Below are 6,055 nucleotides of genomic sequence, written 5' to 3' on the forward strand. Positions count from 1 at the left end.
TTTATTCCCTCCTGATTTATATTTTCGGCTGAATATATACAACACCAAAAGGCGGTATCGTCATATGTACATAAGCTGGCTGCCCATGAAATTCGCCTTTCTTTGCTTTTAAAGGAGCCGGATTGATCTGCCCCGATCCTCCATATTCTTTTCTGTCACTATTTAAAATTTCTTCATACAAGCCCACCTCTGGAACCCCTATTCGATAATTCTCATAGCCATGCTCTCCAAAATTACAAATGACAATGACCGGAGAACCATCCTTGCTTCTTCGAATAAAGGAGTACATACTTTGCTGCGTATTATGAACATCAATCCATTGAAAACCACGAGGGTCATGATCTAATTCAAATAACGATTCAGCCCTCTTATATAAATGAATCAGGTTGATAAAATATTCCTGAAACTTCTGATGCATCTCATATTCAATCAAATGCCAATCAACTTCCTCAAGATCTTTCCATTCAGAAAACGGCGCTAGCTCACTTCCCATAAACAAGAGCTTTTTACCTGGATGAGCGATGAGAAATCCCATTAATAAGCGCAACTGAGCGAACTTTTGCCAATAGTCACCCGGCATTTTATTTAATAATGATTTCTTCCCATGCACCACTTCATCATGTGAAAAAGGTAGAATGAAATTTTCTGAGTAAGCATACATCAGTGAAAAGGAAATTAAATGATGATGATCCGAACGTTGATGCCAATGTGTTTCCATATATCGCAACACATCGTTCATCCACCCCATATTCCACTTATAATTAAACCCAAGCCCCCCTATATGTACAGGTGCCGTCACCTGCGGCCAATCGGTTGAATCCTCCGCAATCATTAATACGTCAGGATCAAATTGAAACACCGCTGTATTCAGCTTCTTTAAAAACTTAAGCCCAAAAGGATTGACCTCTAGCTGGTCTCTATTCGGCCAATAAATAATGTTCGCTACTGCATCCACTCGAAAGCCATCCACATGAAAATAATCTAGCCAAAACAAGGCGTTAGAGATCAGAAAGCTTTGGACTTCCGTTTTTCCTAAATCGAAATTGGCCGTACCCCAAATGTAATTTTCTCGATCCCAGCTGTTTTCATATTCATAACTATAGCTTCCATCTAATCTATGAAGCCCATGTGCATCCTTGCAAAAATGACCTGGTACCCAGTCTAAAATGACGCCAAGCCCATGCATATGACATTGATCAACAAAGTACATAAAGTCTTTAGGCTCTCCGTAACGACTCGTCGCTGCAAAGTACCCTGTTCCTTGATATCCCCATGATCGATCGTATGGATGCTCTGTTACTGGCATCACTTCAATATGAGTAAAGCCTAATTCTTTTACGTAAGGAATCACTTGATCTGCCAACTCTCGATAAGAATAAAGAGTCCCATCCTCTTTCCTTTTCCAAGTACCTAAATGTAACTCATAAATGCAGACAGGTTTTTCATAAATAGAAGCCTGCTTTTTATTTTTTTGCCACAATTGATCCTGCCATTTATATCCTTCAAGCGCATAGACAACGCTAGCTGTTCCCGGTCTTTCTTCTGCAAAAAACGCATAGGGATCCGCTTTTAAATGGGTTTCTCCTGTTTCTGTAAGTATTTCATACTTATACAGTTCACCTTCTAGATTTTTTTGAAGCTGTATATACCAAATCCCTTCATTATTTACTTTTTGTAAGGAATACCCTTCCCCACTCCAGTTGTTAAAATTACCAACAAGTCGAACTTGCTGCGCATGAGGGGCCCATACACAAAAAGATGTGTATATGTCGTTGCCAACTTTAGACAAATGAGCACCAAAGATGTCGTAGGCTTGAAACAAGTTCCCTTCATGAAATAAATGAATATCAAAATCGGTTGGATAAGCTGCTGTCATAATTCCCATCCTTTAAATTGAAATAATAAAATAGAGAAATCTTAGTATGGGGCTTATTTTTTGAAGAGTTGCATTATGGAGTACTTTTTTCGAGAATACATTCTCCTATATATTAAAAGTTCTTTATCATTTGAATAAATCCTTTTTAAATAATTGTTAATTCATCGACAATTCTTAACAATAATTTAACACAGACACAAAAAAATAGGATATTTCACCTGATAACAACTATTTCTATTGAATGTATTATAAAATCTGACTACAACAAATGAAATCATTTGGGTTTGAAGATTTATTCGGAAAAAGTGTGAAAGAATAGGTTCATGACTCAAGGGGTAACTCTACAGGTGGGGGAGGACTTACGCTAACTCCGCGTAATATGGCACGTTTTGGTTTTCTATATCTGAATCATGGTACTTGGGACAATAAAAAACATTCCCAAAAAGTGGATTGATGAAACAACTATGATGAACACCTATAAATATGATTATCTTTAGGCAAAACAAAATAGAATATTATTTCTAAAAAGCAGTTACTAAGCACAAAAAAAGCTAATTCAATAGAATTAGCTTTTTACTATGACCCGTACGGGATTCGAACCCGTGTTACCGCCGTGAAAGGGCGGTGTCTTAACCGCTTGACCAACGGGCCAGTATGGCGGAGAAGGAGGGATTTGAACCCTCGCGCCGGTTACCCGACCTACACCCTTAGCAGGGGCGCCTCTTCAGCCTCTTGAGTACTTCCCCAAAATATGGCTCCGCAGGTAAGATTCGAACTTACGACCGATCGGTTAACAGCCGATTGCTCTACCACTGAGCTACTGCGGAATAAAATGGGCCTGAATGGACTTGAACCATCGACCTCACGCTTATCAGGCGTGCGCTCTAACCAGCTGAGCTACAGGCCCTTAAATATGAGTTGGAGCGGGTGATGGGAATCGAACCCACGACATCAGCTTGGAAGGCTGAGGTTTTACCATTAAACTACACCCGCATTAACAAATGGTGGCTCAGGACGGAATCGAACCGCCGACACATGGATTTTCAGTCCATTGCTCTACCAACTGAGCTACTGAGCCAAGATTATTATGTATAAATGGCGGTCCGGACGGGACTCGAACCCGCGACCTCCTGCGTGACAGGCAGGCATTCTAACCAACTGAACTACCGGACCATTTATTGCGGGGACAGGATTTGAACCTGCGACCTTCGGGTTATGAGCCCGACGAGCTACCATACTGCTCCACCCCGCGGCGATATAAATAAAAATTAATGAAATATGGCGGAGGAAGAGGGATTCGAACCCCCGCGCGGTTTAACCCGCCTGTCGGTTTTCAAGACCGATCCCTTCAGCCAGACTTGGGTATTCCTCCATATTTGTACAAGTGGTGGACCTTGCAGGACTCGAACCTGCGACCGGACGGTTATGAGCCGTCTGCTCTAACCAACTGAGCTAAAGGTCCTTTTAAGTGGCGGCGGAGGGGATCGAACCCCCGACCTCACGGGTATGAACCGTACGCTCTAGCCAGCTGAGCTACACCGCCATGTATTGTATAATTAAATTGGTGGAGCCTAGCGGGATCGAACCGCTGACCTCCTGCGTGCAAAGCAGGCGCTCTCCCAGCTGAGCTAAGGCCCCATATAATTTTAAAGTGGTCGGGAAGACAGGATTCGAACCTGCGACCCCTTGGTCCCAAACCAAGTGCTCTACCAAGCTGAGCTACTTCCCGAAAACTAATATATGTATTAATGGCGCGCCCGAGAGGAGTCGAACCCCTAACCTTTTGATCCGTAGTCAAACGCTCTATCCAATTGAGCTACGGGCGCATAAAAGTGGTGCCGAGGACCGGAATCGAACCGGTACGGTAGTCACCTACCGCAGGATTTTAAGTCCTGTGCGTCTGCCAGTTCCGCCACCCCGGCACTTTTATGGAGCGGAAGACGGGATTCGAACCCGCGACCCCCACCTTGGCAAGGTGGTGTTCTACCACTGAACTACTTCCGCACTTGAACAGGATGTTCTGACTTCTGTGTTTGTCACAGGACGTAACAGATACTAACAGAATATCATTAAAACGATGCGGGTGAAGGGAGTCGAACCCCCACGCCTCGCGGCGCCAGATCCTAAGTCTGGTGCGTCTGCCAATTCCGCCACACCCGCATAAAAGTGAGCCATGAAGGACTCGAACCTTCGACCCTCTGATTAAAAGTCAGATGCTCTACCAACTGAGCTAATGGCTCAAAATAATATTTTAAAAAATGGTGCCGGCAAGAGGACTTGAACCCCCAACCTACTGATTACAAGTCAGTTGCTCTACCAGTTGAGCTACACCGGCTTATCAAAGAATTGATGGTGGAGGATGACGGGATCGAACCGCCGACCCCCTGCTTGTAAGGCAGGTGCTCTCCCAGCTGAGCTAATCCTCCGAATTTTGCCTGGCAACGTCCTACTCTCACAGGGGGAAACCCCCAACTACCATCGGCGCTGAAGAGCTTAACTTCCGTGTTCGGTATGGGAACGGGTGTGACCTCTTCGCTATCGCCACCAGACTTTTCAAGACATTTATTATTATAGCATAATAATTATCTTTTGCAAGAACTTTTTTGTTCTTTCAAAACTGGATAATAAGTATTGTAACCTTGCAATTCGCCTATTGGTGTATCTATTTCTAGCTCTGGCTCCTAGACATTCGAGTCAAATAACCTGCCGCTTACAAGACTAACGTCTTTCCAGCGTCAGAACATTTGCTTGTCATGTCTGAACAGTCGCCTCTGCTTTATGATCTAGCTCTAACTGCCAGACTCTCGGTCATAAGCCGTCACGCTTTTGTGGCAAAGAACGCCACTTCAGCGGTCCGTCTAATGCCTGCCGAGTCTAAACGGCAGTTTCCGCTTTTCTTGGTTAAGTCCTCGATCGATTAGTATTCGTCAGCTCCACATGTCGCCACGCTTCCACCTCGAACCTATCTACCTGATCATCTTTCAGGGATCTTACTAGCTTGCGCTATGGGAAATCTCATCTTGAGGGGGGCTTCATGCTTAGATGCTTTCAGCACTTATCCCGTCCGCACATAGCTACCCAGCGATGCCTTTGGCAAGACAACTGGTACACCAGCGGTGCGTCCATCCCGGTCCTCTCGTACTAAGGACAGCTCCTCTCAAATTTCCTGCGCCCGCGACGGATAGGGACCGAACTGTCTCACGACGTTCTGAACCCAGCTCGCGTACCGCTTTAATGGGCGAACAGCCCAACCCTTGGGACCGACTACAGCCCCAGGATGCGATGAGCCGACATCGAGGTGCCAAACCTCCCCGTCGATGTGGACTCTTGGGGGAGATAAGCCTGTTATCCCCGGGGTAGCTTTTATCCGTTGAGCGATGGCCCTTCCATGCGGAACCACCGGATCACTAAGCCCGACTTTCGTCCCTGCTCGACTTGTAGGTCTCGCAGTCAAGCTCCCTTGTGCCTTTACACTCTGCGAATGATTTCCAACCATTCTGAGGGAACCTTTGGGCGCCTCCGTTACTTTTTAGGAGGCGACCGCCCCAGTCAAACTGCCCACCTGACACTGTCTCCCACCCCGATCAGGGGTGCGGGTTAGAAGTTCAACACAGCCAGGGTAGTATCCCACCAACGCCTCCACGTAAGCTGGCGCTCACGCTTCAAAGGCTCCTACCTATCCTGTACAAGCTGTGCCAAAATTCAATATCAGGCTACAGTAAAGCTCCACGGGGTCTTTCCGTCCTGTCGCGGGTAACCTGCATCTTCACAGGTACTATAATTTCACCGAGTCTCTCGTTGAGACAGTGCCCAGATCGTTACGCCTTTCGTGCGGGTCGGAACTTACCCGACAAGGAATTTCGCTACCTTAGGACCGTTATAGTTACGGCCGCCGTTTACTGGGGCTTCGGTTCACACCTTCGCTTACGCTAAGCGCTCCCCTTAACCTTCCAGCACCGGGCAGGCGTCAGCCCCTATACTTCGCCTTGCGGCTTCGCAGAGACCTGTGTTTTTGCTAAACAGTCGCCTGGGCCTATTCACTGCGGCTCCTCGGGGCTATTCACCCCAAAGAGCACCCCTTCTCCCGAAGTTACGGGGTCATTTTGCCGAGTTCCTTAACGAGAGTTCACTCGCTCACCTTAGGATTCTCTCCTCGCCTACCTGTGTCGGTTTGCGGTA

1 protein-coding gene, 20 tRNA genes, 2 rRNA genes and 1 pseudogene (1 of these 24 only partly in view) are annotated in these 6,055 nt (G+C 46.2%); 1 reads left to right on the forward strand and 23 read right to left on the reverse strand.

Features of this window, described 5'->3' with window-relative positions; genetic code table 11:
* Positions 1 to 16: 16 nt before the first annotated feature.
* The gene (gene glgB / locus ACSVDJ_RS13890) at positions 17 to 1,876 is read right to left on the reverse strand and encodes a 1,4-alpha-glucan branching protein GlgB (RefSeq protein ID WP_439169769.1); all 1,860 of its coding nucleotides are present in this window, start codon (positions 1,874 to 1,876) and stop codon (positions 17 to 19) included.
* 268 nt (positions 1,877 to 2,144) lie between these two features.
* Between glgB and ACSVDJ_RS13895 the strand changes: the two are divergent.
* Positions 2,145 to 2,370, forward strand: a pseudogene (locus tag ACSVDJ_RS13895) (serine hydrolase domain-containing protein); the annotation flags it as partial.
* 85 nt (positions 2,371 to 2,455) lie between these two features.
* On the opposite strand, the gene ACSVDJ_RS13900 reads toward ACSVDJ_RS13895, so the two are convergent.
* The 22 genes from ACSVDJ_RS13900 to ACSVDJ_RS14005 all read right to left on the reverse strand — a co-directional run.
* Positions 2,456 to 2,527: transfer RNA gene (locus ACSVDJ_RS13900), tRNA-Glu, on the reverse strand.
* A gap of 4 nt (positions 2,528 to 2,531) precedes the next feature.
* Positions 2,532 to 2,622 (reverse strand) — tRNA-Ser (locus tag ACSVDJ_RS13905).
* 6 nt (positions 2,623 to 2,628) lie between these two features.
* Positions 2,629 to 2,703 (reverse strand) — tRNA-Asn (locus ACSVDJ_RS13910).
* A 6-nt stretch (positions 2,704 to 2,709) separates the two neighbouring features.
* Positions 2,710 to 2,783, reverse strand: a tRNA-Ile gene (locus ACSVDJ_RS13915).
* Positions 2,784 to 2,795: 12 nt separating this feature from the next.
* Positions 2,796 to 2,869: transfer RNA gene (locus ACSVDJ_RS13920), tRNA-Gly, on the reverse strand.
* 9 nt (positions 2,870 to 2,878) lie between these two features.
* Positions 2,879 to 2,954 (reverse strand) — tRNA-Phe (locus tag ACSVDJ_RS13925).
* A gap of 18 nt (positions 2,955 to 2,972) precedes the next feature.
* Positions 2,973 to 3,049, reverse strand: a tRNA-Asp gene (locus tag ACSVDJ_RS13930).
* 5 nt (positions 3,050 to 3,054) lie between these two features.
* A tRNA-Met gene (locus tag ACSVDJ_RS13935) sits at positions 3,055 to 3,128 on the reverse strand.
* Positions 3,129 to 3,155: 27 nt separating this feature from the next.
* Positions 3,156 to 3,248: transfer RNA gene (locus tag ACSVDJ_RS13940), tRNA-Ser, on the reverse strand.
* A 13-nt stretch (positions 3,249 to 3,261) separates the two neighbouring features.
* A tRNA-Ile gene (locus ACSVDJ_RS13945) sits at positions 3,262 to 3,338 on the reverse strand.
* Positions 3,339 to 3,345: 7 nt separating this feature from the next.
* Positions 3,346 to 3,419 (reverse strand) — tRNA-Met (locus ACSVDJ_RS13950).
* A 19-nt stretch (positions 3,420 to 3,438) separates the two neighbouring features.
* Positions 3,439 to 3,514 (reverse strand) — tRNA-Ala (locus ACSVDJ_RS13955).
* A 14-nt stretch (positions 3,515 to 3,528) separates the two neighbouring features.
* A tRNA-Pro gene (locus tag ACSVDJ_RS13960) sits at positions 3,529 to 3,605 on the reverse strand.
* A 20-nt stretch (positions 3,606 to 3,625) separates the two neighbouring features.
* Positions 3,626 to 3,702: transfer RNA gene (locus tag ACSVDJ_RS13965), tRNA-Arg, on the reverse strand.
* A gap of 7 nt (positions 3,703 to 3,709) precedes the next feature.
* Positions 3,710 to 3,798: transfer RNA gene (locus ACSVDJ_RS13970), tRNA-Leu, on the reverse strand.
* Between the two features lie 7 nt (positions 3,799 to 3,805).
* Positions 3,806 to 3,880: transfer RNA gene (locus ACSVDJ_RS13975), tRNA-Gly, on the reverse strand.
* A 74-nt stretch (positions 3,881 to 3,954) separates the two neighbouring features.
* Positions 3,955 to 4,036 (reverse strand) — tRNA-Leu (locus tag ACSVDJ_RS13980).
* A gap of 7 nt (positions 4,037 to 4,043) precedes the next feature.
* A tRNA-Lys gene (locus ACSVDJ_RS13985) sits at positions 4,044 to 4,116 on the reverse strand.
* A 19-nt stretch (positions 4,117 to 4,135) separates the two neighbouring features.
* Positions 4,136 to 4,211, reverse strand: a tRNA-Thr gene (locus ACSVDJ_RS13990).
* Positions 4,212 to 4,226: 15 nt separating this feature from the next.
* Positions 4,227 to 4,302, reverse strand: a tRNA-Val gene (locus tag ACSVDJ_RS13995).
* A 7-nt stretch (positions 4,303 to 4,309) separates the two neighbouring features.
* A 5S ribosomal RNA gene (gene rrf / locus ACSVDJ_RS14000) occupies positions 4,310 to 4,425 on the reverse strand.
* Positions 4,426 to 4,773: 348 nt separating this feature from the next.
* Positions 4,774 to 6,055, reverse strand: a 23S ribosomal RNA gene (locus tag ACSVDJ_RS14005); it runs 1,651 nt beyond the window's last position.

This window comes from Bacillus sp. Hm123 (genome assembly GCF_051842975.2).
In the GTDB taxonomy this organism is placed as follows: domain Bacteria; phylum Bacillota; class Bacilli; order Bacillales; family Domibacillaceae; genus Bacillus_CE.